The organism is Roseibium aggregatum IAM 12614 (assembly GCF_000168975.1).
Taxonomy (GTDB): domain Bacteria; phylum Pseudomonadota; class Alphaproteobacteria; order Rhizobiales; family Stappiaceae; genus Roseibium; species Roseibium aggregatum.
Window position 1 is genome coordinate 33934 of record NZ_AAUW01000027.1, and the last position, 26997, is coordinate 60930.

Annotated in this window: 15 protein-coding genes, 14 pseudogenes and 1 other annotated feature; of the genes and pseudogenes, 10 read left to right on the top strand and 19 right to left on the bottom strand. The window is 57.5% G+C overall.

Annotated elements, in window-relative coordinates:
- Window positions 1-3: 3 nt before the first annotated feature.
- Window positions 4-365, bottom strand: a pseudogene (locus SIAM614_RS33180) (IS256 family transposase); the annotation flags it as partial.
- A gap of 105 nt (window positions 366-470) precedes the next feature.
- Here SIAM614_RS33180 and SIAM614_RS32290 point away from each other — a divergent pair.
- A pseudogene (locus tag SIAM614_RS32290) lies at window positions 471-707 on the top strand (integrase core domain-containing protein); the annotation flags it as partial.
- 101 nt (window positions 708-808) lie between these two features.
- On the opposite strand, the gene SIAM614_RS30925 reads toward SIAM614_RS32290, so the two are convergent.
- Complete coding sequence (locus tag SIAM614_RS30925) at window positions 809-1750, bottom strand: pentapeptide repeat-containing protein (protein ID WP_006939658.1); 942 nt, start codon at window positions 1748-1750, stop codon at window positions 809-811.
- 218 nt (window positions 1751-1968) lie between these two features.
- On the opposite strand from SIAM614_RS30925, the pseudogene SIAM614_RS27470 reads away from it, so the two are divergent.
- From SIAM614_RS27470 to SIAM614_RS33610, 3 genes and pseudogenes are all read left to right on the top strand, one after another.
- Window positions 1969-2754: pseudogene (locus tag SIAM614_RS27470) on the top strand (IS1380 family transposase); the annotation flags it as partial.
- 49 nt (window positions 2755-2803) lie between these two features.
- Window positions 2804-3417: pseudogene (locus tag SIAM614_RS31515) on the top strand (IS3 family transposase); the annotation flags it as partial.
- Window positions 3418-3849: 432 nt separating this feature from the next.
- The gene (locus tag SIAM614_RS33610; protein ID WP_081455370.1) at window positions 3850-3999 is read left to right on the top strand and encodes an excalibur calcium-binding domain-containing protein; all 150 of its coding nucleotides are present in this window, start codon (window positions 3850-3852) and stop codon (window positions 3997-3999) included.
- A 225-nt stretch (window positions 4000-4224) separates the two neighbouring features.
- On the opposite strand, the gene SIAM614_RS30930 is transcribed toward SIAM614_RS33610, so the two are convergent.
- Together SIAM614_RS30930 and SIAM614_RS33185 are read right to left on the bottom strand one after the other, a co-directional pair.
- Window positions 4225-4431, bottom strand: coding sequence for a HigA family addiction module antitoxin (locus tag SIAM614_RS30930; protein ID WP_006939663.1), 207 nt, complete (start codon window positions 4429-4431; stop codon window positions 4225-4227).
- Between the two features lie 14 nt (window positions 4432-4445).
- Entirely contained in the window at window positions 4446-4556 is a 111-nt protein-coding gene (locus SIAM614_RS33185; RefSeq protein ID WP_324294007.1) for a hypothetical protein, read from the bottom strand.
- A gap of 738 nt (window positions 4557-5294) precedes the next feature.
- Here SIAM614_RS33185 and SIAM614_RS27485 point away from each other — a divergent pair.
- Together SIAM614_RS27485 and SIAM614_RS33615 are read left to right on the top strand one after the other, a co-directional pair.
- On the top strand, window positions 5295-8831 hold the full coding sequence (locus SIAM614_RS27485) for a pentapeptide repeat-containing protein (protein ID WP_198137419.1): 3537 nt from the start codon (window positions 5295-5297) through the stop codon (window positions 8829-8831).
- Window positions 8779-9036 (top strand): pentapeptide repeat-containing protein, encoded by a 258-nt coding sequence (locus tag SIAM614_RS33615; RefSeq protein WP_157140129.1) that lies wholly within the window; start codon window positions 8779-8781, stop codon window positions 9034-9036. Before SIAM614_RS27485 ends, SIAM614_RS33615 begins: the two co-directional genes overlap by 53 nt.
- Here SIAM614_RS33615 and SIAM614_RS31535 read toward each other — a convergent pair.
- From SIAM614_RS31535 to SIAM614_RS27515, 4 genes and pseudogenes are all read right to left on the bottom strand, one after another.
- Window positions 8924-9892, bottom strand: a pseudogene (locus tag SIAM614_RS31535) (IS3 family transposase); the annotation flags it as partial. The gene SIAM614_RS33615 and the pseudogene SIAM614_RS31535 overlap by 113 nt on opposite strands.
- Window positions 9457-9566, bottom strand: a sequence feature (AL1L pseudoknot). Its footprint overlaps the pseudogene before it by 110 nt.
- An 85-nt stretch (window positions 9893-9977) precedes the next feature.
- Entirely contained in the window at window positions 9978-10466 is a 489-nt protein-coding gene (locus SIAM614_RS27500) for a hypothetical protein (RefSeq protein WP_006939669.1), read from the bottom strand.
- A gap of 1092 nt (window positions 10467-11558) precedes the next feature.
- Window positions 11559-11756 (bottom strand): hypothetical protein, encoded by a 198-nt coding sequence (locus SIAM614_RS27510; RefSeq protein WP_006939674.1) that lies wholly within the window; start codon window positions 11754-11756, stop codon window positions 11559-11561.
- Window positions 11757-11828: 72 nt separating this feature from the next.
- Window positions 11829-12754: pseudogene (locus SIAM614_RS27515) on the bottom strand (IS3 family transposase); the annotation flags it as partial.
- A gap of 31 nt (window positions 12755-12785) precedes the next feature.
- Between SIAM614_RS27515 and SIAM614_RS27520 the strand changes: the two are divergent.
- Window positions 12786-13112, top strand: a complete 327-nt coding sequence (locus SIAM614_RS27520) for a transposase (protein WP_006931134.1) — start codon at window positions 12786-12788, stop codon at window positions 13110-13112.
- A gap of 226 nt (window positions 13113-13338) precedes the next feature.
- Here SIAM614_RS27520 and SIAM614_RS27525 read toward each other — a convergent pair whose 3' ends face one another.
- Complete coding sequence (locus SIAM614_RS27525; protein WP_006931135.1) at window positions 13339-14451, bottom strand: IS110 family RNA-guided transposase; 1113 nt, start codon at window positions 14449-14451, stop codon at window positions 13339-13341.
- Window positions 14452-14541: 90 nt separating this feature from the next.
- On the opposite strand from SIAM614_RS27525, the gene SIAM614_RS27530 reads away from it, so the two are divergent.
- Window positions 14542-15396, top strand: a complete 855-nt coding sequence (locus tag SIAM614_RS27530) for an IS3 family transposase (protein WP_006939681.1) — start codon at window positions 14542-14544, stop codon at window positions 15394-15396.
- A gap of 58 nt (window positions 15397-15454) precedes the next feature.
- On the opposite strand, the pseudogene SIAM614_RS27535 reads toward SIAM614_RS27530, so the two are convergent.
- Window positions 15455-15709: pseudogene (locus tag SIAM614_RS27535) on the bottom strand (transposase); the annotation flags it as partial.
- Window positions 15710-17012: 1303 nt separating this feature from the next.
- On the opposite strand from SIAM614_RS27535, the pseudogene SIAM614_RS27540 reads away from it, so the two are divergent.
- Window positions 17013-17353: pseudogene (locus SIAM614_RS27540) on the top strand (hypothetical protein); the annotation flags it as partial.
- On the opposite strand, the pseudogene SIAM614_RS33190 reads toward SIAM614_RS27540, so the two are convergent.
- The 5 genes and pseudogenes from SIAM614_RS33190 to SIAM614_RS27565 form a co-directional block, all read right to left on the bottom strand.
- Window positions 17339-17906, bottom strand: a pseudogene (locus SIAM614_RS33190) (ATP-binding protein); the annotation flags it as partial. The pseudogenes SIAM614_RS27540 and SIAM614_RS33190 overlap by 15 nt on opposite strands.
- Window positions 17890-19454: pseudogene (gene istA / locus SIAM614_RS27550) on the bottom strand (IS21 family transposase). The pseudogenes istA and SIAM614_RS33190, both read right to left, overlap by 17 nt.
- Before the next feature lie 104 nt (window positions 19455-19558).
- Window positions 19559-19795, bottom strand: a pseudogene (locus SIAM614_RS27555) (helix-turn-helix domain-containing protein); the annotation flags it as partial.
- A 369-nt stretch (window positions 19796-20164) separates the two neighbouring features.
- Entirely contained in the window at window positions 20165-21346 is a 1182-nt protein-coding gene (locus SIAM614_RS27560) for an IS91 family transposase (RefSeq protein WP_006938755.1), read from the bottom strand.
- Between the two features lie 9 nt (window positions 21347-21355).
- Window positions 21356-22219: a tyrosine-type recombinase/integrase gene (locus SIAM614_RS27565; protein ID WP_006938653.1), complete on the bottom strand. Its 864-nt coding sequence runs from the start codon at window positions 22217-22219 to the stop codon at window positions 21356-21358.
- A gap of 308 nt (window positions 22220-22527) precedes the next feature.
- Here SIAM614_RS27565 and SIAM614_RS27570 point away from each other — a divergent pair, with 308 nt between their 5' ends.
- Window positions 22528-23154 (top strand): outer membrane protein, encoded by a 627-nt coding sequence (locus SIAM614_RS27570; protein WP_006939702.1) that lies wholly within the window; start codon window positions 22528-22530, stop codon window positions 23152-23154.
- Between the two features lie 547 nt (window positions 23155-23701).
- On the opposite strand, the gene SIAM614_RS27575 is transcribed toward SIAM614_RS27570, so the two are convergent.
- The 4 genes and pseudogenes from SIAM614_RS27575 to SIAM614_RS31550 form a co-directional block, all read right to left on the bottom strand.
- Window positions 23702-24121, bottom strand: coding sequence for a hypothetical protein (locus SIAM614_RS27575; RefSeq protein WP_006938610.1), 420 nt, complete (start codon window positions 24119-24121; stop codon window positions 23702-23704).
- Window positions 24122-24344: 223 nt separating this feature from the next.
- Window positions 24345-25121: pseudogene (locus SIAM614_RS31545) on the bottom strand (IS5 family transposase).
- A 187-nt stretch (window positions 25122-25308) separates the two neighbouring features.
- Window positions 25309-25581 (bottom strand): annotated as a pseudogene (locus SIAM614_RS27590) (integrase core domain-containing protein); the annotation flags it as partial.
- A 4-nt stretch (window positions 25582-25585) separates the two neighbouring features.
- A pseudogene (locus SIAM614_RS31550) lies at window positions 25586-26991 on the bottom strand (IS30 family transposase).
- Window positions 26992-26997: the final 6 nt, after the last annotated feature.

Below are 26997 nucleotides of genomic sequence, written 5' to 3' on the forward strand. Positions count from 1 at the left end.
CTAGAGGACCGGCAACAGGGCGTCGAGGCTCTTAGTGCGCCGTGCCCATTTCGGCACGATCGCCGAGGTGAACGTGATGCGGTCCTGGCCGGAAGCTTCCAGCCCTCGATCGCGCAGCTTGGCGCGCTTGACCGGCACCGGATCTATCCCGGTCTGGATCATGCGCTCCGGCCCATGGCCGTGGCGCACCACTCGGACACGCCCATCGGTCAGGCGCTCCTCGGCCATGCGGCTAGAAACGCCTCGGCTTCCGCTTCGACTGCCTGCGCCAGAGGCCGCCGCGCGCCTTCGCGCAGAACCGATGTCAGGGGATCACCGAAAGCGTCGGGATGCGCAAAGGGCACAACGGTGGTATCTGTCTTCATGGCGTATCGCTCTTTCGTGAGGGTCTGGCAGGCTTCCTAACCCGCCTCGATACGCCGCCTTCTTCAATCCGTCATCACCCAAGTTCCGCCATAGCTCGGTGTTATGGGCCGGAGTTCGTTGCTCATGCCGTGCGGAACTGGATCACGGCCGTCGGCGCCAGGACGGCCTACATCGAGCCAGGCTCCCCTTGGGAGAATGGATACTGCGAAAGCTTCAACGCCAGGTTCCGCGACGAACTGCTCGACGGGGAAATCTTCTACGGGCTGCGTGAAGCGCAAATCCTGATCGAACAATGGAGGAAGCATTACAACACCAAGAGACCGCACAGCGCATTGGGCTAGCGTCCACCGGCTCCCGAAACCAGCATCCAGATGGACCAGAGGCCGGTCATGCACTAACAATCAAACTGGACCACTCAGGTGGGGCGGTTCAGTAGATCGAATCAAAGCATTGGAGATGTATTTTCAATATCAACACTAGCTAATTGACGAATTTGAGGGGCTTTAGGGCTTTGACGTGATCCACCGACGTCAGAGTATTCACGATCACTTGTTTTTTCGGAAAAATCTGTTTGAATGAAACTATCACTGTCACCTGACTTACGCGTACCAAAGCTCATTTGGTCATCGCTGTTACGTTTCGCTTTGTGCTCATGTTCATAATTGCCTCTCTCACGTTTGGGCTGCACTCTTGGAACATAGACATCGTTCAGAAGGTTCTTTAGAAAAGCTTCATCATCTGGATTCATTATTGCTCCTTCAAAGGCATTTCGGAAATTGCCAAATACATAGATATTTTCAATATTAGCTCCTTCGATGTTAAATCCTTTCATGTAACCATCACCAATCTCGGTGCCATCAAAGTTTGCATCACGTGCGTCGGCCTTACCAAGGTCAGCCTCTCTGAAAGTAGCCTTGGAAAAATTCGTGCGCTGCATTTTTGCTTTGGTAAAATCGGAGTTGCGGAAATCGCCTTCAGACAGATCCGCATCGTTCATTTTAGCCTCAATGAACGATGCTCCAATGGCAGTCACTTCCTTGAAGCTGGCCCCTTCCAAGAGAGCCCCATCGAACATTGCATCTGTTAGATCGCAGTTATCGAAGATGGCTCCTCTAAGGTCTTTCCCTCTGTAATCCGCTCCCTGAAGATCTTTACCACTGAAATCTTCTGATTTTTTATATGAGATTTTTGACAACTCTACTTTCCGAAAAGCGATTTTGTTGCCGCTAGAAGCCCTAATATCTTCTATTGCTTTCGACGCACTACTGCTACTCGGACGAGTTTTATCGGTCTTATCAACCGTCTTGGTCAAATTTGCCTTATTTTCGATTTGATCAATAAAGTGCTGAACGCTGAATTCGGCATCTGTGGCGTGTATTTTCATGTCATATTACCTATCTGTTTTACTATATCACCAGTACAGATAGAAGTAGGCAGACCTCGTGCTATTTAGCACTCGTTTCGGTTGGAACCATTGACTGGCTCGGAGTATTAACCCGGAAAATTCATGGCGGTTTGGTGGATGTGGCACAAGCCGTTGTACTGACGTAGGATTTGGTTGCCAAGGCCGATCCGCGCCGGTTCCCGGAGACCACACCCGTCATGAATGATCCTACTGTGCCGCTGAGCGGTTTGTCATCTGTTTGCGACAAGGCCGTCGTCGCCCGTTTCGACGGCGGCATGCTGTCGTCCAATGGTGGTGTTCTGGCTCTGGGGGAGGTGGAGAAGCGGCTGCGTGTGGCTGATCGTCTGGCGGCGTGCATCGGCGACCTGCGCCGCGCGGATCAGGTCGTCCACAGTGTGGCTGACATGATCGGTTTCCGCATGAAGATGATCGCCGCCGGCAACGAGGATGGCACCGACGCCACCCGGCTGCGTTCCGATCCGGCCTTCAAGATGGCCCAGGACGCTCTGCCTTCGGATCGCGATCTGGCGTCGCAGTCAACGATGTACCGATTGGAGAACCTGCCCGGCGCGCGGGAGCTGGTGGCGATGGGCCGGGCTTTGGTCGAGCTCTACTGCGCCTCCTTGCGTCAGGTTCCCAAGCGGATCGTGCTCGACATCGATGACACCTTCGACGCCTTGCATGGCGGCCAGCAGCTTCGTCTCTTCAATGCCCCTCATGACGAATACGGCTTTCAGCCGATTGTCGTGTTCGACGGCGTGGGCCGGTTTGTCGGTGCGGTTCTGCGTCCGGCCAAGCGGCCGAGCGGGACTGAAATCCACGCCCACCTGCGCCGCCTGGTGCGGGCGATCCGGAGCAATTGGCCCAACTCCAGGATCCTGATCCGCGCCGACAGCCACTATTGCAGCTAGAAGGTCATCGACTGGTGCCGTACCAACGATATCGACTTCATATTCGGCGCGGCCCCAACTACGATGATCCTCCCCCAATGAAGTGGTCCGCCGTTATGTTTAGGAAAACGGAGGATCATAGATGGGAAACAAGCGACACAAGCCGGAAGAGATTGTCACGAAGCTGCGGCAGGTTGAGGTTCTTGTCGGCCAGGGAATGGCGCGGATTGATGCGATCCGGGAAGTTCGCATAACCGAGCAGACCTACTACCGCTGGCGCAAGCAGTATGGCGGCATGGGAACCGACCAACTGAAAGAGCTCAAACGGCTTCAAAAGGAAAATGAGCGTCTCCGCAAGGCGGTCTCCGATCTGACACTGGACAAGCTGATCCTTGCCGAGGCCGCACGGGGAAACTTCTGAGCCCCGCCCGTCGGCGTGCCTGCATCGATCATGTGCGCAGCCAAATGAAGCTCTCCGAGCGTCGTGTCTGCCTTGTGTTGGGCCGGCATCGCTCTACCCAGAGGCGGCGACCACGAGGGCGTGCCGATGAAGAGCGCCTGGTCGAGGATATGATCGCGCTTGCCCGACAGTATGGCCGCTATGGCTATCGCCGGATTGCGGCTCTGTTGAGGGATGCTGGCTGGCAGGTGAACGACAAGCGTGTCGAACGGCTATGGCGGCGGGAGGGGCTGAAGGTGCCGGCGAAACAGCCGAAGAAGGGACGGCTCTGGTTGAACGACAGATCATGTGTCCGTCAGTTCGCAAGTGCAGGGCTGCTACGAACTGACCGTGGTTGCCAGTCCGAAAACAGCTCCCCTTGCAGAAAGGCTTTTCCAAAAAAGACGGGCCGTCGGCACCTATCGACACTGACGGCCCGTACGCGATCGATGACACCTCGGGGAGGAGGACGTTTCCACATCGGCCGCAACTTATTTTCAGAAACAAATAGAGAGCAAAGGCTGCCAAAAGGTATTTTTGTTCATCAATTGAACCGGCCAATCTCTTGCCGGCAGAAACAAACTAACAAGTATAGATTGCCAATACATGTGACGGGAGACACACGCGCGAAACGTGCCTCGCCCGAATAACTCACGATAAGTTGGTCGATGTGCAAAAGGTGTTGAACTGACGTAGGATTTGGCTTCTCAGGCTGATCCTGCCGTTTCCGAAAATCCGATCCCCTATGAATGAACCCACGCCACCGCTTAACAGAGGCGGTCTCGGGTTTTCGGACCAGTTGCAAAGCTGTAGCGACTGCCGATCGCGGCGAACCTGGGTATTGGTCAAAGCTTGATGCGGATCGCGATGGGATAGCTTGTGAGCCTTTTCCACGTTAGCCCGCATCGCCTCCATCAAGGCGCGCGCAGCTCAATCGCACGAATAACGAACGGAAAAGAATAGCTCGGAAATTTCCCGAGCTCCCATGTCATTGGTAACATAGATTGAAAGCCTTATGCCGCGACAGCGTTTTCCATGTCGATAGGCTCGATCTTATCAAGCTCGTTCTGTTTCTTGGAGTCCTTGGTGAACTCCTGTAGATCCCAAGCTATCTGCATGTCCATCTAATACTGCGGAGTCGTGCTGAAGGCGCGCCCCAGACGGTTCGTAGTGTCTACTGTCATGGAGGTCTCGCCCTTTACCAGGCGCTGGATTCGCTGCCGGTCCAGACCAAGAATCTTTGCCAACCGGCCCGGCGTGTAGCCGAGAGGTTTCATGTAGAATTCAGCCAGGATCTCTCCCGGGTGGAAAGCAGGTACTTTAACGCTCATACTGAGCCTCCTACTTAGTGATAGTCAACGATCTCCACTTCGTCGGTCCACTTGAAGCAGATTCGCCACTTGTCATTGAACCAGACAGATTGCTGCCCTTCGCGCAACCCTTTTAAGGCGTGCAATTTATTACCGGGGCGGCATATTCAGGTCTCTTAGGATCTTTGCGTTGTTCAAGAAGAACAGCATCTTCTGGGCTCGTTTGACGAGGCTCGTAGTTAACCCTTCTTAACGCTGCCATCAGCAATCTGTTCCGTTAACTCGTTCTTGAAGCCTTTGATCATCGGCGGCGTTCATATTGTGTATCATTTGGAGATACACCCCCTGTTGAAAATAGTAAATTACGCTTGTGGTCGGGTTTGGTGGGTATATGGTACGCGTTCTTGTCTGCACCCTAGCCTGCCTTTCGTAGTTCCCTCAAGATGTTAGTCTGTTGACGTGCTCCCCGTCTTGGGATCGCACCGGGCTGGAATTTCCGGGGTGTCGGGCTCAGGAGGCGAATGCCGCCGATGAGCCTTCATGAGCGATATCTCGGCTTGTAGCCGATGGCCAGTTAGAGAAATGACCCCCTAGTTGCGTTTAGAATTTCTGATCGAATTCCAAACTTTATGGTGCCGGTGATAGACCCGCTCACCTTCGCTGCTGCTTGCAAAAAACCATCCGATCACAAAACCAATCGAGCCGAAAATACGTGTCAACCAGTGCTGCCCATGATCCCGGGAATCACTGCCTACGATCAACTGAAATCAGTGCCCGCGATCATGCGAAACGCGCGCTCCCTGTTACAATCAACACACCAGAAGCACGGGATTGATTTTACTGCTGGGCAGAACTCAACGAACTCTCATCGAAGAAGTCCAGCCGTGAACAAGCCCATCAAATCGACCAACCGGTCGCAGCAAACTCTGCCTGATATCCGCTTTAACCAAGAAAGGGCGGCAGATGAAGCCAATAACACGGCCGTCGCTCCCCGCGCTTTTCAGGGAAGGGCCGTCAGGCGAAGCCAAGGCCCACTGACTGGAGGGGGAGGCGACCAAGGCGACAGGACTGCAGGCGGCCGCATTCGTTCATCAATTTTGATCGACGGCTTTTTGAATGACCGGCCCCAGGCAATCGAGCCGGGGGCTGCCCGTGAGGCGGTCTTGGAGAAAATTCGTCAGTACACAAAATTGTCAGATGAAGGTATGATCGAAGAGGCCCGCGAGCAGTTGCGGACCTGTTTGATTCCCCAACGAGTGGTGAGCCGCGATGAACTCGAGCGCGAAATTGCGGAGAAGCAAACGCTACTGATAAATCAAGCAAAGAAGGGCTGGTACGAGCAGGAGCAAGCTGCTGATGATGAAGGCTTTGGTGATTGGTGCACTCAAGTGGACGTGACCGAACGTCCTCCTTGTGAGAGCACAGCAGCAGACTGCGGTGAAGCCAACGGCTGGAGGCTCATTGCCAATTCCAATATTGACTTCAGCAAGTTTGATCTCTCCGGCACAGACCTCTCGAACTTGGATCTTCGTGGAGCCGTTCTATGCGGTTGTTTCCAGCCATTAAGTGAGAAATTGTCAGGGCAGGAGAAGGAGAATCTAAAGGGAGTAAAGTTATCGGGGGCCAGGCTCGATCGGGCTGGGCTCGAGCGACTGATCGCGGCGCGCAAGGCGGCAACGCCCGAGGGGGAATTGGTCGATCTGACGAACCTGGACCTGTCCTATGAAGACCTGAGGGGTATCGATTTCAGCCATTGTGATCTGACGGGAACGGACTTCAGCGCGTCCAAACTCGATCGCGCTGGCCTCGAGCGACTGATCGCAGTGCGCAAGGCGGTGGCACACGAGGGGGAATTGGTCGATCTGACTAACCTGGACCTGTCCGATCAAGACCTGAGCGATATCGATTTCAGCAATTGCGATCTGCGGGGAACGGACTTCACAGGCGCGACCATCGAAAAAGCGATCTTCACGAAAGCCAGGCTCGATCGGGCCGGGCTCGAGCAACTGATCGCGGCGCGCAAGGCGGCAACGCCCGAGGGGGAATTGGTCGATCTGACGAACCTGGACCTGTCCTATCAAGACCTGAGCGATATCGATTTCAGCCATTGCGATCTGTGGGGAACGGACTTCACCGCGGCCAAGCTCAATTGGGCCGCGCTCGAACGACTGATCGCTGCGCTCAAGGCAACGACGCGCGAGGGGGAATTAGTCGATCTGGGGGGCCTGAATCTGTCCGGTCAAGACCTGGGGAATATTGATTTCAGCCATTGCGATCTGACGGGAACGGACTTCACAGGCGCGATCATCGACAAAGCCAACTTCACGAAAGCCAGGCTCGATCGGGCTGGGCTCGAGCGACTGATCGCGGCGCGCAAGGCGGCAACGCCCGAGGGGGAATTGGTCGATCTGACGAACCTGGACCTGTCCTATGAAGACCTGAGGGGTATCGATTTCAGCCATTGTGATCTGACGGGAACGGACTTCAGCGCGTCCAAACTCGATCGCGCTGGCCTCGAGCGACTGATCGCAGTGCGCAAGGCGGTGGCACACGAGGGGGAATTGGTCGATCTGACTAACCTGGACCTGTCCGATCAAGACCTGAGCGATATCGATTTCAGCAATTGCGATCTGACGGGAACGGACTTCACAGGCGCGATCATCGACAAAGCCAACTTCACGAAAGCCAACTTCACGAAAGCCAGGCTCGATCGGGCTGGGCTCGAGCGACTGATCGCGGCGCGCAAGGCGGTGGCGCAAGAGGGGGAATTGGTCGATCTGACGAATCTGGACCTGTCCTATGAAGACCTGAGGGGTATCGATTTCAGCCATTGTGATCTGACGGGAACGGACTTCAGCGAGTCCAAACTCGATCGGGCTGGCCTCGAGCGACTGATCGCAGCGCGCAAGGCGGCAACGCCCGAGGGGGAATTGGTCGATCTGACGAACCTGAACCTGTCCTATGAAGACCTGAGCGATATCGATTTCAGCAATTGCGATCTGCGGGGAACGGACTTCACAGGCGCGACCATCGAAAAAGCGATCTTCACGAAAGCCAGGCTCGATCGGGCCGGGCTCGAGCAACTGATCGCGGCGCGCAAGGCGGCAACGCCCGAGGGGGAATTGGTCGATCTGACGAACCTGGACCTGTCCTATCAAGACCTGAGCGATATCGATTTCAGCCATTGCGATCTGTGGGGAACGGACTTCACCGCGGCCAAGCTCAATTGGGCCGCGCTCGAACGACTGATCGCTGCGCTCAAGGCAACGACGCGCGAGGGGGAATTAGTCGATCTGACGAACCTGAACCTGTCCGATCAAGACCTGGGGGATATCGATTTCAGCCATTGCGATCTGACGGGAACGAATTTCACAGGCGCGACCATCGACAAAGCCAACTTCACGAAAGCCAGGCTCGATCGGGTCGGGCTTGAACGACTGATCGCGGCGCGCAAGGCGGCAACGCCCGAGGGGGAATTGGTCGATCTGACGAACCTGGACCTGTCCTATGAAGACCTGAGGGGTATCGATTTCAGCCATTGTGATCTGACGGGAACGGACTTCAGCGAGTCCAAACTCGATCGCGCTGGCCTCGAGCGACTGATCGCAGCGCGCAAGGCGGTGGCACACGAGGGGGAATTGGTCGATCTGACGAACCTGGACCTGTCCGATCAAGACCTGAGCGATATCGATTTCAGCAATTGCGATCTGCGGGGAACGGACTTCACCGCGGCCAAGCTCAATTGGGCCGCGCTCGAACGAATGATCGCTGCGCTCAAGGCAACGACGCGCGAGGGGGAATTAGTCGATCTGACGAACCTGAACCTGTCCGATCAAGACCTGGGGGATATCGATTTCAGCCATTGCGATCTGCGGGGAACGAACTTCACAGGCGCGACCATCGAAAAAGCCAACTTCACGAAAGCCAGGCTCGATCGGGCTGGGCTCGAGCGACTGATCGCGGCGCGCAAGGCGGTGGCGCAAGAGGGGGAATTGGTCGATCTGAGGAACCTGAACCTGTCCTATGAAGACCTGAGCGATATCGATTTCAGCCATTGCGATCTGAGGGGAACGAACTTCACAGGCGCGACCATCGACAAAGCGATCTTCACGAAAGCCAGGCTCGATCGGGCCGGGCTCGAGCAACTGATCGCGGCGCGCAAGGCGACGACGCGCCGGCGCGCATTGGTTGATCTGATGGACCTGGACCTGTCCGATCAAGACCTAGGGGGTATCAATTTCAGCCATTGCGATCTGAGGAGAACGAACTTCACAGGTGTGACCATCGACAAAGCGATCTTCACGAAAGCCAAGCTCTATCCGGCTGGGCTCAAGCAACTGATCGCGGCGGGCAAGGCGACGACGCGCATTGGTCGATCTAAGGGGCCTGAATCTGTCCGGTCAAGACCTGGGGAATATTGATTTCAGCCATTGCGATCTGCGGGGAACGGACTTTACAGGCACGACCATCGACAAAGCGATCTTCACGAAAGCCAAGCTTGATCGGGCCGGGCTTGGACGCCCCTGTCCGAGTGGTGCACGAGGCCACCGCCATGAACGGGACGCCGATCATGAAGCGCCTGCTCCAGAGCATCGAGAACGAAGGGCGCATGCGCCGTCCGGCTGACACGCCAGCCGACGATACGCCGGGCAAATGCGTCGATACTGAAAGGGACATAGACAAAACCCTGCCAGGTGACCACGTACGTGAAATCCGAACCCCAGAGCCTGTTCGGCGCCGGTGCCTTGAACTGACGGTTGACGCGGTCGAGCGGACTGGGTTCTGACTTGTCCGGAAAGGTCATTTTCACAGGTTTGCCACGGATGATCCCCTGAAGCCCATGGACCTCATGAGCCGGGACACGGGGCAACGGGCGATATCGAAGCCCGCCCGCTGCAATTGTCGCCAGATCTTGCGCACGCCATAGACCCGGAAGTTCTCCTCGAAGACACGGCGTATCTCGATCTTCAGAGTAGTATCGCGGCGGGCGCGGACTGAAAGCCTGTCCACGTCCTCACGCTTGGCGATGTTCTCGTAGTAGGTCGATGGGGCAATCGGCAGCAGTCTGCAAATCGGCTCGACCCCAAAAACACCTCGGTGTTCTTCGATGAAGGCAATCATCGCTTCAGTGGGCGGTCGAGCTCCGCCTCACTGCCCGGCAGGCGTTTGCTTGCAAACGCAGAGAGGGGGCGAAATATGCAGACGCCTTGCGCAAGATTTCGTTGGCCTGACGAAGCTCACGGTTCTCCCGCTCAAGAGCTTTCATCTTCTCGGCCACATCGCTCGGTAGGCTGGCTCGTTTGCCGCTGTCAACCTCTGACTTCTTGACTCACTCATGCAACGTCGCCGGTGCGCAGCCGATCTTAGCTGCGATAGAGGACACTGCGGCCCAACGGGACGGATGTTCAGCTTCATGGTCGAGCACCATGCGGACGGCACGTTCACGGACTTCAACTGAAAACTTGTTTGTTGTCTTGCTCATATCGGCTCCACTGTCTCAGAAGTTGGAGCCTCCGGCAAACCCGGCGCGGTTCAAACCGGCTGTGTGCTGGCCAGTCCAGTTCTGGCTAGTCAGGGGCAGCGTCTGCCTTTGCTTGTTCCAGCTGCTCAATGTTGTGCCGGTCACGTTCCTCGTTCTCAGTCCGCTGTCTTTCGGCTATCTCGGCGCTTTCCTGCTCCCGGAGTGCGGCAATCAATCGGTCCTGTTTCTCGCGCAACAGCTTTAGCATCAGAGCCAATTCAGAGTCTTCCAGATGAGCCATTGTATAACCCATCGGGTTTTGGTCCACTTGCTCGATGCGTTCGTGCAGCCACTTGTAGCAAGTGGTCGTGAACTCGATCGCTATTTCATCCGAAAAGTCCAAATAAAAGCGCACAGCGTCATCTGAGATGAGATCAAGGCACTCAATCATGTGAGAACTGATCGACGTGATACCCATCTCTTCACGATCACCAAACAGCTTGAGCAGCTGCTCTTCTGTTGCATTTGGAAGGCCCGGATTACACGCCGCGAGCACCGCACTTGTCGCAATAGCGGCCAGAGATTTCTTTAACAATTTCGCCTCCTGACTTTAGATCGATGATTGATTACCGCGGTGCTCTCGCGTTGGCCTGTGCTATTTGACACATCTGCTCCACACGCCGCGAATTGACACCGATCTGCCCGTCTTTTTCCTCAAAACGCGCGGCTATCTTGTTCAGCGTCACACGCGCGGGTCAGACAGTCTCTGGCAAATCAAGTGTTGACAACGTTTCCGGATTAGTTGTCGGAGAGTGTTTTCAATAGCATTCAGTGTCATGCTCGAGCCGTCTTTGCCCCCATTTTGTTGAGAGCGCTCTCTGGCCACCGGGTGCAGGGGAGACACGGGGCAGTGTGCGTCCTTGCCTTGGATGGCCAAGTGGCCAGAGAGCTGACTGTCTTTGTTCACAGGGGTGGGTAATTGTGGGGTCCTGTGAAGACAGCACTCCCGAAACTTGGCGATGGTGTGCTTTAGACACGCCATGCGGGTAGCAAACTACGGCTGGTTACGGGATCGCGTGCGGCGGCTCTTGCTATGTTCTTGAACGCGGTCCATGCCATGATTGCCTGGTTCATGAATTTTCCGGTTTTGATTTTGTTTCCGATTGAACCAGCCCGGTCAGGAGCCGGCGGGACAAAGAGAGGTGGGGATGGAGGCGCGTAATCATTTAGATTGTGCCGTGCATGGCTCTCGTGATGGCCGGACACTGGCTGTCATGCAACACGACTGGCCCTAGCGACAGCGGCGCGTCGATCCGCTTATCCGGAGTGCCGATCCATTTGAAATGATCGCCGTCATAGCGAGAGCCGAACGTGGCGTCGATCGCTTGGCCGGTGGCAAATGCGTGGGCTCAGGTCTGGACCGGAAAGCAGATCATCGCCGGGACGGGATTCAGGACATCAGCTTCAGGACGCTTGGCCAGTTCGATGAAATGCTCCGGAACAAACAGGCCCAAAAGGAAGGCGTCCAAACGGGCACTCGGGCCTGTGTGGACGCCTTGTAGAACGAAGGGTGAGGAAATCCTTTAAGCGGAAGACCTTTGTCCGTCGGCAAGAGTGTCGATGAACCCTTCCCTGTCACTGGTTCGGCGTTAAGGCCAAGGGAGTGACACTCATTCTGATCAGGCCCTCAGCCCTTGGGGGACTTAGTGTCAACGCGACGGTCTTCTCTGCCAGCGACAACGATCTTTGCGTCGTCATTCGCTTTCACCGAAGCGGTTTGTGCAGTTGGTTTGACCTGCATTTCCGGATGAGTTGCGGCATTAACCGTGGTGGACACGGCAAAGGCGGTAAAAAGCATAACTGAGGCAATCGTAGTGCGGAACATGGCTGTCACTCAGAGGTGGCTCGGTTTGTCTGAACAGTTCGGGGCGTTTTGCTAAGTGGATTTCCGCCTCGATTATGCCGCCGCCATCATCGGCGTCAGCGCGTTGAAGTAGGCCTGATCCGGCGTCTGCCGGTCAAGGGATGAATGTGGGCGTCGGGTGTTGTAAAAGGTCAGATAGCGGCCGATGCCAGCGCGGGCCTCGGACACGGTCTTGTAAGCGTGGAGGTAGACTTCCTCGTATTTGATAGACCTCCAAAGCCGCTCGACGAAGACATTGTCCCGCCAAGCGCCCTTGCCGTCCATCGAGATGGCGATCTCAGCTTTCTTCAGCACCGCCGTAAAGTCGATGGAAGTGAACTGCGATCCCTGGTCAGTGTTGAATATTTCTGGCTTGCCATAGCGAGCCAGTGCCTCCTCGACTGCCTCGATGCAGAAGGCTGCCTCCATCGTGATCGACAGCCTCCACGACAGAACCCTCCGGCTGAACCAGTCCACGACGGCGCAGAGATAAACGAACCCCCGCGCCATAGGAATGTACGTCAGGTCCATCGCCCAGACCTGATTGGGTCTGGTGACCGCCAGCTTGCGCAGGAGATAGGGATAGATTTTGTGACCTGGCGCTGGTTTCGACGTATTGGGGCGGCGATAGATCGCCTCGATGCCCATCTTCTTCATCAGCGTGGCGACGTGAAGCCGCCCGACACTCAGACCTTCTCCCTTCAAGAGCCCTTGCAACATCCGGCTTCCGGCAAACGGGTAGTCGAGATGCAACTCATCGATCCGGCGCATCAAAGCCAGATCGCCGTCCGACACCGGACGCGGCGAATAATAGACGCTGCCACGGCTGAAGCCGAGAAGCTTCGCCTGGCGCACGACCGACAGTTTGTGCGCGCGGTCGATCATTTCTTTCCGCCCAGCAATCCCGCCTTGCCGAGCGCTCCGGCCAAAAAATCATTCTCCAGCTGAAGTGGTCCCGGAAATCCGGACAGGTTGCTAAGGTGTATCCCATTAATTTGAAGGGATACGAGAATGGCGAAACGCCGGAATTTTTCGGACGCGTTTAAAGCGAAGGTCGCGCTTGAGGCATTGCGGGGTGACAAGACGATCCAGGAGATCGCAGCCAAGTATCAGGTACATCCGAACCAGGTGAGCACGTGGAAACGTCAGGCTGTCGAAGGCATGGCGGATGTGTTCGCCCGTGGAGGCAAATCCGAGGGGCCGACGGAAGCGGAGGTCAAGGAATTGCACGCCAAGATCGGGAGGCTGAGCGTCGAGAACGATTTATATGAGGCCGTTTCTGTCAATAGGGTTGCAAAGCACCATCACCCGCAGAGCGCGAGTGCTAATACGTTATAGTTCGGACGGTTCGATCGTTGCGCGACGGTCATGCGGATATGCCCGCATCAACTTATATCCGGTAGCTCCATGACGGCTGACCACAATCTTGCATTCACGCGGACGGATCGGGGACGGGTTCACACTTTTTGCCGGCGCTCCGAGGGTGCGCCAATCGTTGACACGACGCCCGTCATCCCGCCCTCAGACCTCTGGCCGGAGGTCTGAAGCTCTTTCGTTCTTCAGTTTATGCCATGGTTGGTGACAGTCGTGCCCTCTCTGGCAGAACGCCTGTTTCCACGTAGCGCCACAGCACAATGGCAAGCTTGCGGGCCAGTGCGATCAGCATAATCCGGCGCATGCGGCCGCCCTGGCCTTGTGTTCGAGTCAGATACCAGCGCGAAAGGGGACTGTCTGGCTGATATTTGATCCAGAGCCAGGCGATCTCAATCAGAATGCGCCGTGCCCACGCGTTGCCAGCCTTGGAAATGCCTTGGCATTTGGTCACAGTTCCGCTGTCGTATGCGCTCGGTGTCAGGCCAAGATACGACGCCAAATGGCGGCGCGATGCGAACGTTCGTGCAAAGACTTCGCGGGCAAGAATGGCGGAGGCTGTTCCGCCGATACCATGAAGCTGCTCAAGATCCAGTCGCTTCTGTTCGACTGCTGGGGACTGCGCATCGGCTGTGTCGCGCTCCTTCTCGACCTCACGCAGTTGATCTTCGACCATGATCAGGCGGGCATATTCGCGCTTTAATTCCGCGAGAAGACGTCGTGGGAGCCTGTGTCCCTCCGCTGTCTGGAGTTGGGTGAAGTCAATGCGGTTTCGGCGCTGCCTTGGTTCAACGTCACGAATGCCCTGGGCAAAGAGCAGCCCCTTGATCCGGTTGACGTGGGCTGTGCGCTCATGGATGAGCCTGTCCCGCTCGCGATGTGACCTGCGTGCGTCTTCTTCTTCGACGCTCAATATGCGCACTTGCGCGCAGACATGACGTTCCCCGCGATCAAGTGCTGCCAGCGCCCTGAGCATTGCCAAAGCATCGATACGATCCGTCTTGACCCGTCGCGCCCGGCGATTGACCTGCAGGCTTGCTGGATCGAGCACGCGAACATCAAAGCCTTGGGCGATCAGAAAGCGGGCAAGCCAGAAACCGTCATGCCCGGCCTCAAAGCAAATGATCATACGCCCACTGCTGTGTGTAGCGGCCAGTCGTCGAAGAAGCCCCTTCGTGTCACCACCAGAAAGTCGATGTATCGACGGCTTGTCGCGGTCCGGATGGGCGATGCCGACGATCCAGCTGCGCTTGCTGAGCTCAATCGCTACGTAGGCCGTCGAGTTTGCGTCGTGATACTGATCCATAGTGTGCCTCCCGTATCAAATTAACGCGGTCAGCCTATCCGAGAGCCAGAGCCGCTCTCATAGGATCTTTTTAGCGCAAGGGCTCAAGAAGTGAGCCCGGCAAAGAAGAAGGCGATGATCCGCCGGGACCATCCGGATCTGAGCATCAGTCAGCAATGCAAATTGGTGAAGTTGAGCCGTGCGGCGTTCTACTACATGCCAGTCGGGGTCAGCGGGGCAACGCTGGAATTGATGAAGGCCATCGACCGGGCCTTCACCAAATATCCGTTTTTTGGAAGCCGACAGATTGCTGCCTATCTGCGCCGCGACGGTATCGTGGTCGGCCGCCATCGGGTTCGCCGTCTGATGGCGAAGATGGGACTGGAAGCGATCTACAAACGGCCGAGAACCAGCCAACCGCATCCGCAGCACAAGGTTTATCCCTATCTGCTGCGGGGCATGACGATCGGCCGGCCGAACCAGGTCTGGTGTTCGGACATCACGTTCATCCCCGTGAAGCACGGTTTTCTGTATCTGGTTGCGATTATGGATTGGGCGACACGGAAAGTTCTGAGCTGGCAGCTGTCGAATACGATGCACGCCGACTTCTGCGTCGAAGCCTTGAACGAGGCTATCGCCCGGTTCGGACCGCCGGAGATCATGAATACCGATCAGGGATCTCAGTTCACTGGATCGGCCTGGATCACCACGTTGACCGAAGCTGGCATACGCATCTCGATGGACGGGCGTGGCCGGTGCATGGACAACATCTTCATCGAACGGCTGTGGCGATCCTTGAAGCAGGAAGCGGTTTATCTCGAAGACCTGACCGACGGCTTCAAGGCGCACGGTGTCATTCGTAACTGGATGAAATTTTACAACACCGAACGGCCTCATTCAGCCCTTGAGCACAAAACCCCGAGGGAGGCATATTGGGCTGACAGAAACCTGAAATTGGCGGCATGAAAACCAACCTGGATACACCTTAAACAAGCCGCTGACCTGTCCGGAAAACCAGGACCACTTCAAGCGTCAGCTCCCCGATCTTGGCATGCAGCGTTTTGACATCGACGGTCGGCCCTGCCGGTACCGCCTTCGCTTCATCACCTAAAACGCCGGTCGCCCCCTCAAGAAGCTGGTCTTTCCATTGCTTGATCTGGTTGGCGTGCACGTCAAACTGCTGGGATAGCTCCACCAGGGTTTGCTCACCTCTGATCGCGGCGAGCGCCACTTTTGCCTTGAAAGCCGGGCTGTGGTTCCGGCGAGGTCGTCTGGTCATGGTATCTCCTGTTCCCGGCATCTATGCCGAAGTCAGGCGGAAATTCCACTTATCCTAGATGTGCAGATTTCCCGAGCCACCTCTCTCCTGGTTGAGGTGAACTGGGTTGCTTCTGTCATGAAGGTAAGCACTTTTTCAGCCATGGCATGTGACGCTCGTCACAGCCGATGAAAGTCAAATGCCCTTTCCGGCTTGCCGCAGGGCCAAATGGAAAACGGTCCGGATCTACAGACAAGCCGTGATCGCCATATCGGAGTATGTCCCCGGCCGGCCTCGCTTGCCGGTGTGCACCACGCCCCCTAATGCGCCACGCTTTCATCAACCCAAACCGTGATGTCCCCTCGCCGTCGCAGGCTTTCCGTATACTCGGGCCAGTTCGTCACACGATGCTTGGACTTCGCAATCTTGTGGCGGCGGGATGCGTGGTGTTTGAACGGCATTCACAAAACTTCAGAAGTGAGACAACGCCGAGCAGGTAGGCGCGGAAACGCATTATTGCAACAACGCCCCTGTGACAGCTGTCACATCAAAATGAGCGGGCAGTCTCTACTTGTAACATGCGTGAAATCGCAATCCACAAAAGGAAGCTACATGTTCAAAAAATATATGCTTTTCGCAATAGGCGCTTTTTTCATGATCCATTCGTCTTACGCGAATGCGGCGGTGAAAGATATCCACGCGGAACTTTCGAAAATCGCCAGCCAACAATCTGTTTTTTCCGATAACAAGCAATTGTCTCGGAACAAGAACGGCACACAAGAAGAATTGGCACAAAGTATACCTCCTTACCCCGGGTGTTGCCGTACTACTCCGGCGCCGAAATAAAGAAAATTTGTAGTTGTTGTCTTGCCCGATAACCCGGTTGTCTGGGATGGCCGTGATGATGTAACCGCCCTCCGACGCCTTTGATGTGCGAAGGTGGGTCTTTGAAGATCCAGATAGGAGGACGGTTATGTCTCAGATTGTCACGGTCGCTCTCGACTTTGCGAAGAATGTGTTCCAGGTCCACGGGGCCTTGAGCGATATTTGAAGTGCGACTTCTGCGGTTTGCAAGGATAGGGGGCGTCCTCTTATTTCGCCAGCATCTTTGAATAGATGGAGTGGTTGCCGCTCTACCCACCCGACGCGTTCTATTGGAGGATCGCCGGGTTAAGTCCAATGGGTGGAGAGGAAGGCAAGCATGACCAAAGAGACGATGATCGGGATCGATCTGGCCAAGAGTGTTTTTCAGGTCCACGGAGCTTCCATGTCCGGACAGAGCAAATTCCGGCGGAAGCTGACGCGGCAGCACTTTCGCAGGTTCATGGCTGACCAGGTCCCGGCGATGGTCGTGATGGAGGCTTGCGGCAGTGCCCATTACTGGGCGCGCGAGATGGCCAAGCTGGGTCACGAAGTCAGACTGATCGCCCCTCAGTACGTGCGCCCATTCGTGAAGCGGAAGAAGAACGATGCAGCAGATGCCGAGGCGATCGTCATCGCGGCTCAACGACCGGAGATCCGGCAATTGAAGCGGGGACTGGCACGGGTCACCGAGGAACGTGACATCTTAAAAAAAGCGGCTGCGTACTTCGCCAAGGATGCAAAGTGAGGTACGCGTTCGTCGCCGAGCATCGCTCGGTATTTTCGGTGCGGGCATTCGCCAAATACCGGGTTGGTGGTGACGATGATCGATGTGCGTTCATAGAGTTTGCTGATCAGATGGAACAGGAGCTGTCCATCTGTCTGGGCGAATGGCAGGTAGCCCAGTTCTTTGAGAATCAGGAAATCGAGACGGGAGATCAAATCGGCGGTCCGGCCCTGCCGGTCGGTGCGCGCCTCGGCATCCAGCTTGTTGACCAGATTGACAACATTGAAGAACCGTCCCCTGGCTCCGTTGCGGATACAAGACCGGACGATACTAACGGCCAGATGGGTTTTGCCGGTTCCGGTGCCGCCGATCAGGACCAGATTGCGCTGATGATCCAGGAAGTCTCACCACCGGCCAGATCTCGGACGAGGGTTTCGTTGATGGGTGTCGGTTCGAAGTTGAACTCGTCCAATTCCTTGGCCAACGGCAGCTTGGCGATCGTCATCTGGTATTTGATCGAACGGCTTGCTTCTCGCTGATCTCGGCATTCAGCAGGTCGCCGATGACCTGCTGAGGGTCGTGCTCACGCTTGACCGCTGTGGCCATGACCTCATCATAGGCCGCCTCCATCCCGTAGAGCTTTAGCTGTCACATTGCGTTCAGCACATGAGATCGTTCCATTCGTCTGTCTCCTCAAGCTGTCATACAGGTCGCAATTTGCGGCAGGCTCGCAGTTGAGCCGCAAGGCATCCGGTGTCGTGATTGTCACAGGGGCTTCCGGTTCCTGGCGCCGGGCCAGGATGTTCAAGACGACGCCGGCAAAGTGGACACCGTTCGACAGCGCCTCGGCCCAGGCCGCGTCCACGGCGTCCAAAACGTCTGTCAGAACGGCACCAAGAATATCGACCATCTGGCGATCACCGCCGGCTTGCCGTTCCAATTTGCGCTGAACTCGCCGCAAGGCCGGAGGCAACTCCCATTCCTTGAACGGCGCCCCATTGCGCAAAGCTCCGGGCTTGCGTGCCAAAACAGGAATGTAATGCAGGGGATCGTAGACCGTATTGTCGCGCCCGAATGCACGCACATGTTTGCCGACAATGCTTCCGTCCTGCCGCCTTCCAGCCGGTCGGCATAGGCCCCGATCTCGACGGGCCGCCCGACGGCGCGAGCCTCTACCGAGTAACGGTTCTTGTCGAACCGGACGAGACATGTCTTTGACACCGAGGCCGGCACGGCATGGAACCCGTCAAAAGGGCCTGCATAGGGAACAAGGTTGGAGCGTTCCGTCTCGAAGACCTCCCAGATCGTCTTGTCCCGGATCTCCGGATGCTGATGGGCATTGGCCCAGGCGACGCAGCGATCCAGTAGCCAGGCGTTGAGCTCGGCATAGCTCTTGAACTTAGGTCGGGGAACGAAGAAGCGCCGGCGGAGTACGCCCACCTGGTTCTCCACTTGCCTTTTCTCCCAGCCCGATGCCGGCGTACACGCCACGGGGTCGACCAGATAATGTCCGCACATCTGAAGGAAGCGGCGGTTGTAGCCACGATCCTTTCCGACGAAGATCGCATCCACCGCTGTCTTCATATTGTCGTAGATGCCCCGCGCGCAGGCGCCGCCGAAAAAGGTGAACGCCTTGTCATGAGCGTCGAACACCATCTCCTGCGTCTCGCGGGGATACGCCTGGATGAACGGCATCCGGCTGTGACACAGGCGAACGTGGGCCACCTTGATCGTTGTCGTGATCCCGTCGATGAACGCAATTTCGTGGCTCCAATCGAACTGGTACGCTTCACCGGGGTCGAAGCTGAGCGGCACATAGGCATCCGCGGAAGCTTCCCGTATCGACTTGGACCAGCGCGCGGCATACCGGCGGACGGCATCATATTCACCGTCACAGCCGCGCCCGCGCAATTCCTCATAAATCCGCACGAGTGTCAGACGTTCCCGCTTGGGACGGTTTGCGTTCTCGCCGAGCATGTCATCGAGATAGGATTGCCAGGGGCCGATCTTCGGGCGTGGCTGCACGGACCGGTCATAGCTGAATTCTGTCGACCCGGATCAGATGACCTTCCTCACCGTGTTCCGGGAGACCCGAAGATCGCGGCAAATCTGTTTGATCGACTTGCCTTCTTTAAAATATGCCCGACGGATCTTCGCAATCGTCTCCACAGCCAACATCCTTAAAATGCTCCCTGAAAAATCAGGGACGCATAAAAGCAAATTTGGCAGGGGTCAGTTTTGGACGCCGATAACCCCTAAAACAGGGTCAATATTGCAGGCCGTTTCACACGCAGAAGTCCGTCGACGCCTTCGCGCATGGAGCGCTCCTGCCAGCACCAGACGCAGGTCTTCGACTTGCCTGTCGCTTCCATAATCGCCGAGGTGCCAAGACCCTCGTCGCTCAACAATATAAAACGGGCGCGCCAGACATGCTTCTGCAGGCTGCAGGGCGCTGCCGCAATGTCACGCAGGCGTTGACGGTCAGCGGCTGAAAGGGTGAAAGTGATTCCGGTACGCATCCCTCTGAAATCTGGAGGGTTCAGTGAGGTCTGCGGGCAAAACGGCAGTGTTGCGCAGCGGCGCGGGGCGGACCTCATTGAAGCCGGATTGAGCGAAGCCGCGGGCGAATTGGGTCTATGGGGATTGTGGCGGCTGCGTCGGTGTGGCGTGGTGCAAGCAAGGCCGCATGTGGGGATGCATCACACCGGAAAGCCGCTTAGCGGGGTCGATGCTTTCTGCGCACTGCCGAAGATCCGATCCTGTTTGGCAGCCGGCGGCCTCGCTGAAGGGCAGCAGAGGGCACGACTGGGTCGTTTGCCCGCAGGCAAGCGGGCCGGTTCTCGTGGAGGCCAGCCGCCTATAGGGGGCTCGTGATCTGCCATACGCACTCATGAGCTGTCGTTCCAGGCTGAGCGCGGGGGTGGCGCTTGCCCATGATGCCACACGGCGAGTGTGATCATCGGGCTGCCGCAACAGGGGCACGGGTGCGTGAGAGACGGCAGGTCCGTCACCGGCTCGGCACGGAAGGCAGTCTCCGGCGCCCGGACGGCGAGCAGCTGTCTGCACGACGCGAGCCGTGCGACGCGCCGGCCGTTGGCGAGGAACCCGTAGTGGCGGATGCGATGGAAGCCGTCCGGCAGGGTGTGCAAGAGGAAGCGCCGGATGAACTCGTCGGCCTTGAGCGTCATCAGCTTTGTCTTGCGGCCATGGCGGTAGTCGCGCCAACGGAACGTCACCTTGCCGTCGGCCAGGCTGACCAGGCGGGAATTGGCGATGGCGACGCGATGCGTGTAGCGGCCCAGATAAGCCAGCACCTGTTCTGGCCCGCCGAAGGGCGGCTTGGCATAGACGACCCAGTCGCGGCGACGCGCCGCGGCCAGGAGACGGGCAAAGGCAGCCGGGCCGGCCAAGTCGGCGATGCTGCCGAAGAATTGCAGCCCTCCGGCCTCGAAGGCGACGCGCAGCGCCTCCAGAAACAGCCGGCGGAACAGGCGCGACAACACCCGGACGGCCAGAAAGAAACCGGGGCGGCAAGAGATCCAGCGGCTGCCATCGGGTGACGGGCCGCCGCCCGGCACGATGCAATGGAGGTGCGGATGATAGGTCAGGGTCTGGCCCCAGCTATGGAGCACCGCGATGAGGCCGATCTCGGCGCCGAGATGTCTGGGATCGGCGGCGATCGTGCGCAGCGTCTCGGCGGCTGTCCTGAACAGGATGGTGTAGACGACCGCCTTGTTTTGGAAGGCAACCGCCGCGATCTCGGCGGGCAGCGTGAACACCACGTGGAAATAGGGCACCGGCAGGAGTTCGCTCGCACGCGCGGCCAGCCAGTCCCGCGCCACGGCAGTCTGGCACTTCGGGCAGTGCCGGTTGCGGCAGGAATTGTAGGCCACACGCACCGCTCCGCAGGCCCGGCACTCCTCGATATGGCCGCCGAGCGCGGCGGTGCGGCACAGCTCGATCGCGCTCATCACGCGCCGCTCAACGCGGCCCAGATGACCGTGATGGGCTTGCCGATAGGCTTCGCCATGACGGCGGAAGATATCCGCCACCTCCAGTCTCGCCGACATGGGACCGCGTCAGTTCGGCGGCACCACCTCGATGTTGAGCCGGTCAAGTGGGCTTTGCGTGCGCCGGATGAGCCTGCTGGAAACCTTGGTGTAGCGCGCCGTGCTCGACAGGTTGTTGTGACCAAGCAGAACCTGGATGATGCGGATGTCTGTGCCGTTCTCCAGCAAATGTGTTGCGAAGGAGTGCCTGAGCGTGTGCACCGTCACGCGCTTGTCGATGCCGGCGGCGGCCCGCGCCGAGCGGCAGGCGGCATGAAGAACCGTAATGCTGATCGGGCCGGATCCGTTGCGGCGGGGAAACAGCCAATCGGGAGGCCGCGCCAGCCGCCAGTAGGTCCGCAGGATATGCAGGAGCTGCGCGGACAGCATCACGTAGCGGTCCTTGCCGCCCTTGCCGTGGCGGATCCGGATGACACCGCGCTGGCTGTCGATGTCGGCCACCTTGAGCCCGACAACCTCGGAAACACGCAGACCCGCCGCATAGGCCGCGGTTAGTGCCGTGCGCGTCTTCAGGCTCGGTACGGCCTCGAGAAAGCGCACGACCTCGTCGGCAGAAAGCACTTCCGGCAGCTTGCGCGGCGCGCGCGCATAGGCAATGCGCTCCGGGATCTCGGCCTGGCCGAGCGTCACGCCGTAGAAGAACCGCAGCGCACAGACCGTCTGGTTCAGCGCCGGCCAGGAAATGCCGGTTGCCACCAGATGCACCTGAAAGGCACGGACATCCTCAAGACCGAGCCGATCCGGCGAACGGCCGAAATAGCGGCTGAACTTCGACACCGCATGCAGGTAAGATCGCTGCGTCGCCGGCGAGAGATTGCGGACCGTCATGTCCTCGATCATGCGGCGGCGCAAAGGGCTGATGGCTTTGCTCATCGGGGTGCTCCTGACTGAGTGGATAGGGCTTCAACAACCGCAATCCTCGCAGACAGGGCACCTTCTCCCAACTGCCACACCAAATGCCGCGTTAGCGGCTTCGTTCAATCCCTATTCGGACTCTTTCGATCCGGTCATTCCTTTAGAAAACGCTGGGCTATTCATTTGCCGCTAAAAAGCGCATTGTACAAAAGAAGCGATTTTTATAAATCTTAGTAACATTGGCTCGTAATGACGAATCAACGTCCATCCTGAAGTTTACGGAAACGCGGATGGCTTGATCCTCCGTGAATAGTTGGATATACAATATGAAAATTAAACACCTCCTCTTTGCTGGCGCCACGTCCCTTTTGGCATCGAACGCCCACGCGGCGGACCTCGAAGTGGAGCCGGTCGCTATTCAGACCTATGACTGGCAGGGGGTCTATGGGGGCGGTCAGTTCGGCTTCGGCTGGTTTGAAGGAAGGGACAATCTTGGTTCTCCTCCGGAGAACCTTGCTTCCCCGGTCGGCGGCGTCCACGTTGGATATAACCACATGTTAGGCCAGTTTGTGCTCGGTATCGAGGGGGAGGCTAACCTCGCCAACTTCTCGGATACCACATCGGCGAACCTTGATGTAGACATCAACTGGATGATCGCCGCTCGCCTGCGCGCGGGGTATGCGTTCGATCGGTTCCTCGCATTTGCGACTACCGGGGTCAGCTTTTCGGAAGTGACATTCGAGATTCCCGGAACGGGCATCTCCGATTCCAACACACACACCGGATTTCTTTTCGGGGGCGGGGTGGAAGGCTACGTGACGGAGCACATTTCCGTTAGGGCCGAATATCAGCATCACTGGTTTGGCAACGAAAGTTACAATGTCGGGGCTGGCGCATTTGACATTGAGGGCGACTTGGATCTCCTGCGAGCCGGTGTGTCCTACCACTTTTGATCTGTCCTTGCCCCCTGATCCCGGACCAATATTTTTTTCAGTTTGACCAGGCTGCGGTCTTGAGTGCACCGGGGAAACTCTCCATCGGGGCGTTGTCCAGGCAAATACCTTCGCGGCTCATGTAGGCGGTGATGCCATGCGGCCGAGCAACTTGCGATATTCCTCGCATGCGTCCTGGGCGGGTTCAACCGGACGTGGCGACACTTCATACCTGGAGGTGTTTCTGGCGACAGGAAGACGGAAATCGGAACGCTCCGCCCGGCGTCGGGCGCGGTGACGGCGAAGTTCCTGTCCGGTAGGTTTGACGCGATGCCGTAATCATGGCGGCTGTCAGTCGTCATCGGCATGCGCCGGGGTTGTGGGGGGTGCCGGTGGGGCCGATAGCTGGGGCCCAAAGTGCCTTCGCGACATTCGAGACGCCGTTTGCCCTTGTGATGTCGAGTGTCTGACTGCGCAGGCGCGCCATGATGCCGAGATTGCTGCGGATGCGGCTGGCATTCTCTGCAAAGGTGACGTCGCGAACCCAGTGGTTACGGTTCTCGATGGCCTAATGATTGCGGATAGCCGGTGCGAAGGTCATGGCGTCAAGCATGACCGATGAGGCATAAATGCTTGTTTCCTCGCGGCTTTTCCAAAGGGCGGTCGCGACGATCAGCGCCTGGGCGGCCAGGATTTCGTTGGACTTCTCGTCAACGACCTCATGAGTGAGGATGATCTGGTGATCGACGGCAAAGGCCGAGAGCACATAGGCGGCCTTGGTGTCGGAAAACGCATCGAAACTTTGCCGCAACGTCTTGCCGTCTATGGCGATGAAGCGGGAAGGTCCTGCGGGAGCACAGGTTCGGTCCAGCCCCTCGGCATGACGCCGGAACGCCGTCCCCAACGCGTCGGGATCGATCTGCCGCAGTATGCCGCGCACTGATGTGTAGACCGGAGCCCGCCGCAGGGCCGCATTGAGAAGCGGCAATCTGGCGGCAATCAGGGCGTGAATTTACCGATAGGAGCGCGCTCCGCTCAGAATGGCGATGATCGAGAACAAAATCACGCCGACCTGATCGTACATTTTGCCTTCGGCGCGCCGACGGTCGGGGAACGCGGCAAGGCAGGACACAAGATCAATAGCTGGGGGTCATGGAGCAACCTTCCCGTTTCGAGGTGCTCTCCATAGTTTCAGAGCCGGATTAAAAAGTTCATGAGGGAACACAATAGGTTGCCAGTCTGCGTGTCATGACCCTGATGCTGGCGATAGTGACCCATGCGGTGGCGCTTTCGATGGATTTCTCCCAGTCCCTTGCCAGCATGCGGCATCGTCCAAACCAGCCGAACGTGCGTTCCACCACCCATCTGCGGGGTAGGGCGTGGAAGCCCTTGGCAGCATCAGACCGCTTAAGGCTGTTCGTGCATGGTCCATGCGCCGCAGACGATCAATGTGCTGCTGAGCTTATCGCCTTCGTAGCCGCCGTCGGCGAAGACATGGCGTAGCCAGGGGAACCGGTGCCGGATGGTTTTCAGACATCGGGTGCACCATCCCGGTCCATGATGTCGGCGGCATGAACCAGCACGAACAACATCAGGTCAAGCGTGTCGGGGATGATATGGCGCTTGCGTCCCTTGATCTACTTGCCCTCGTCATAGCCGGAAATACCCCCGCTTTCCGTGGTTTTATCCGACTGACTGTCAATAACACCGGCTATTGGAGGGGGCGCGCGTCCTTCCAGTTCTCGCGTGGCGGCGACAAGGATGTGGTTGAAGGTCTGCCAAAGACCGGTATCGCGCCAGCAAGAGAAATAGCCTCGCACCGTGGGGGCCGGGGGAAAGTCTTTCGGAAGTGCCCGTCACTGACAGCCGTTGCCGGCGACATAAAGGATCGCGTTCATCACTTCCCTCATGTTGGTCGTCCGCGGTCGCCCGCCATGCTTGGCCACAGGGATCAATGGTGCTACGACCGCCCATTCCCGTTCCGTCAAATCGCTTGTCTAACGCAGAGCGTCGCGGTTAGGCTGTTTGCGAGTGATGTTACTCCAGGGTATTCGATCCACAATCTTCTCGACAAAGACGGTTGAATCACAATCCTTTGATAGTACACAACTACTTTTAAATCCGGCTCTCAGAGACTTGGACCTGTCACAGTTTGGTTCCGCTCCGAGTTCTCATTTAAGCGGCCCTGGCTTCGAATGCCAATGGGCTATTCCATGCCAGAGCCGAGTGCCTTCTGCGCGGATTGTAGAAGCCATTGATGTATTCAAAGATGGCCATTTCAGCTTCGCGGCGACAGACCCATGATTTCTGCCACAGCAACTCGGCCTTGATCGTTTTGAAGAAGGTTTCCACGGCGGCGTTGTCAAAGCAGTTTCCAGTTCCGCTCATTGAGACCTGGAAGCCATGCTGGCGCAGAAGCTTCTGATAGTCGTGAGAGCAATATTGGGCAGATTCAACCGGTCGTCGCAACACCCTTGATTATATCTTGTTTGAGCAACTGGTCGAGAGCCTCTGCAGGTGTGCGCCAGCCCAACGTTTTTCGGGGCCTGGTATTCAGAGCATGCGCTACAGCGCTTAATTCATCGACCCCATGCTGGCTTAGATCCGTGCCTTTCGGAAAGTACTGGCGCAGCAAGCCGTTGGTGTTTTCGTTGCTCCCGCGCTGCCAGGGGCTTTGAGGGTCGCAGAAGTATATCTCGAGGCCGGTGTCGATACGGAGCTGTGCATGCTGAGCCATCTCCGCACCCTGATCCCAAGTCAATGATTGGCGGAGATGTGCCGGCAGATCCATGATGGTTCCGGCGATGGCATCGCGGACCGCTTCAGCACCATGTCCGGCAAGTGCTGGGCCGTTTTTGACAGACTAATCCTTCCCATGCGTTCCATTCGTGGGAGGTGTTGGAGCATTGTGAACCGTGTCGTACGTTCGACCGGCGGGCCGATCGCTGAGCTGCCGAGACCGAGAATGAGATCCCCCTCCCAGTGACCGGGCACTGCTCTGTCGCCTATCTCAGGCGGACGATCACTGATCATGAAAGCATCTGCGAAGAAGGACTTGCCTCGGTTACGAGCACGTTCGCGGGGCAAATGCAGCGCTCGTCCAGAGCGCAGACAGGCCGATAGCTCTCGCTTCAAGGCGCCTCGGCCCTGAATGTAGAGCGCCTGATAGATGGCTTCGTGGCTGATGCGCATGGTCGGGTTCTCGGGAAAGTCCAGCTTCAGACGCCGCGCAATTTGTTCCGGGCTCCAAGCTGTGGACCAGCGTCGACTTTGCCGATGAACAGCCCGTCGTCCTTTCCATACCACGACTGGGCCATCGAAGGCGATGCCGTCGGGCATTGCAATCCGTCCGGCGAGCCGGTCTTGCACATAGTCACGGAGGACAGGATTGGTTGTCAGCTTTGCCGCCTTCGGCCGCCGTGCTGCTCGATCAGCATGCCACTGCGCGGTAATGGCTCGATAGTCGAAGTCGCCGCCGCGCGTCGCCGAATTGCGCCTGATCTCACGCGAAATTGTGCTGGGAGACCGCCCCAGCTTGCGCGCTATAGCACGCACTCCCGTGCTCCGCGCGCATTCCAAAGCAATTTCCTCCCGTTCCCGAAACGAAAGGTTTCGACTCGCGAGTGGTGCCGTTGCGGGCGAAAGGTGTGTTGGAGGCATGCCACCTGAACTCCGAAACCACTGGATACCAACGGGACCGGAGACGCCGGCTTCGGCGGCGGCTTCTTCACTGGACAGACCCGACGCCACTCCTTGCCAAAACCGGTACAGGTTCTCACGCTGCCATGCCGGTGGCCGCCCAGGCGAGGACAATTTGTGCCGCATTGAGCGTTCTGATTTCCGTCTTCCTGTACCCATCAACAC